This is a genomic window from Microcoleus sp. Pol11C3 (assembly GCF_036701485.1).
In the GTDB taxonomy this organism is placed as follows: Bacteria; Cyanobacteriota; Cyanobacteriia; order Cyanobacteriales; family Microcoleaceae; genus Microcoleus.
Genome location: NZ_JAUBQW010000301.1, coordinates 1 through 1,435 on the forward strand (window position 1 = coordinate 1; position 1,435 = coordinate 1,435).

Below are 1,435 nucleotides of genomic sequence, written 5' to 3' on the forward strand. Positions count from 1 at the left end.
AGAACCTTTTTTCTTTGAGCTACCTCCGAAAATCCCCTTGACAACTGGCTTTGAGCCTTAACTTGTCACCAATGGTTGCCGTTTCACTGATTTAACTAACTCCACCTTAAGTTTGCCATTTAAGCGAGCAAAAGCATCCTCATTATCCAGGTTCAAAATAGTCTCATATCTGGCAATATGAATTAAGCGATTAATTAACGTTTCTGTGGCTTTAGGTTCATCAATTATTATCGGAAAAAGAACATTTTTGATTGGTTCTCTATTTGCATCTAAAATCCAATACTCCCCTTCAGAATTCAGGGAAACAAAATAATCTACATTCTCATCTGTTTCTGTTTCCAAGCAAAATTCTATCCAGCGATGACCTTCTACTTTTTTAGTTTGGAGGATAGTAGGAAGTAATGGCACATTGACAACCGAAGATTGTGGTAACGGGTCAGGTAATAGAAGGCGAACTGTGCGAATTTGTTTTAATCCTGGTGATAAATAGACAGCAGGAGAACCGATTTCAATCATTCCTTCGGTTAATTGATTATTGGTAATTGCTCAACTAGGGCAAAAAAGGGAGCGATCAGTAGAGAGAGCTTGTTGAATAGATTGATAAGCCGTCAAACCCTGACGTTTACCAGTATTAACAACTGAACGAACCGCAGCAAACAAATCTCGACCCCATTCCGAACGGAAGCCATTAGTCACACGGCGAAATATTACACTCATCCGAATCGCCTGTTCACTACTATTATTCGTGGGTGGAATTGTCGCATCTTCCAGAAAGAGAAATAAATTGTCAATTAGCCCACCATGTTGATGGTGGGTAAAAGGTTTGGGAAAGGTTGAATTTTTATATGAGTTGGAATTTGGGAATTTTATGCAGTTTTTACGGTAAAACCATTAAAACTTTTTACATAAATCTATGTCAATTTCAAGGGCTTCTTCATCATCAGGATTAGGTATGACGTAATTCTCTATGAAATTGCAGCCTTCTTTGACTAAATAATCAAAATCCCATAGCCACAGTATCACAGTTGTGCCATCACTGCCAGTAGCCAGCCGCTTGCCATCGGGGTCAAAACTGACAGCATAAACCCAGGTTGGATACCTGCTGAGGGTTTTACAGCGGTTCCCACTTTTATGAGGTACAGTTGCAGGGATTACCCAACCAATTTCTTAAAGTGGCAACTGCTCTATTTCGTGTACTGCATTACAGCGGGAACCGCTGTAACATAGCAGAAGTAAAAGCTATCTAAGTATTGGATGGGTTCTGCAGCCCTGTCAAGGTGCAATCGAACGGCTTTACGTCATCCTAGCTGTTGGTAATCGGCAATAAACCTAGTTTATTGACGATTGTCTGTTAAAAGAATCGGCTCTCCTGAGTTTATGGTGTAAAATGTACCTAATAATACATTTACCGTTATGAGCTTCCATCTAGACTATC

At 39.9% G+C, this 1,435-nt stretch carries 3 protein-coding genes; all 3 read right to left on the bottom strand.

Going from position 1 to position 1,435, the window contains the following annotated elements:
• Positions 1-57: 57 nt before the first annotated feature.
• From QUA40_RS28715 to QUA40_RS28720, 3 genes are read right to left on the bottom strand one after another with little or no spacing between them, the layout of a single operon-like run.
• Positions 58-516: a hypothetical protein gene (locus tag QUA40_RS28715; RefSeq protein WP_333132108.1), complete on the bottom strand. Its 459-nt coding sequence runs from the start codon at positions 514-516 to the stop codon at positions 58-60.
• A 30-nt stretch (positions 517-546) separates the two neighbouring features.
• Positions 547-870 carry an IS66 family transposase gene (locus tag QUA40_RS29240; protein ID WP_445301217.1) on the bottom strand — a complete coding sequence of 108 codons (324 nt, stop codon included), beginning with the start codon at positions 868-870 and terminating at the stop codon, positions 547-549.
• 21 nt (positions 871-891) lie between these two features.
• Positions 892-1,164 carry a hypothetical protein gene (locus QUA40_RS28720; RefSeq protein ID WP_333132110.1) on the bottom strand — a complete coding sequence of 91 codons (273 nt, stop codon included), beginning with the start codon at positions 1,162-1,164 and terminating at the stop codon, positions 892-894.
• Positions 1,165-1,435 lie beyond the last annotated feature (271 nt).

Bases quoted from the DNA above. Each gene is read 5' to 3' on its own strand.
- QUA40_RS28715 (WP_333132108.1), bottom strand. From the start codon at position 516: ATGATTGAAATCGGTTCTCCTGCTGTCTATTTATCACCAGGATTAAAA.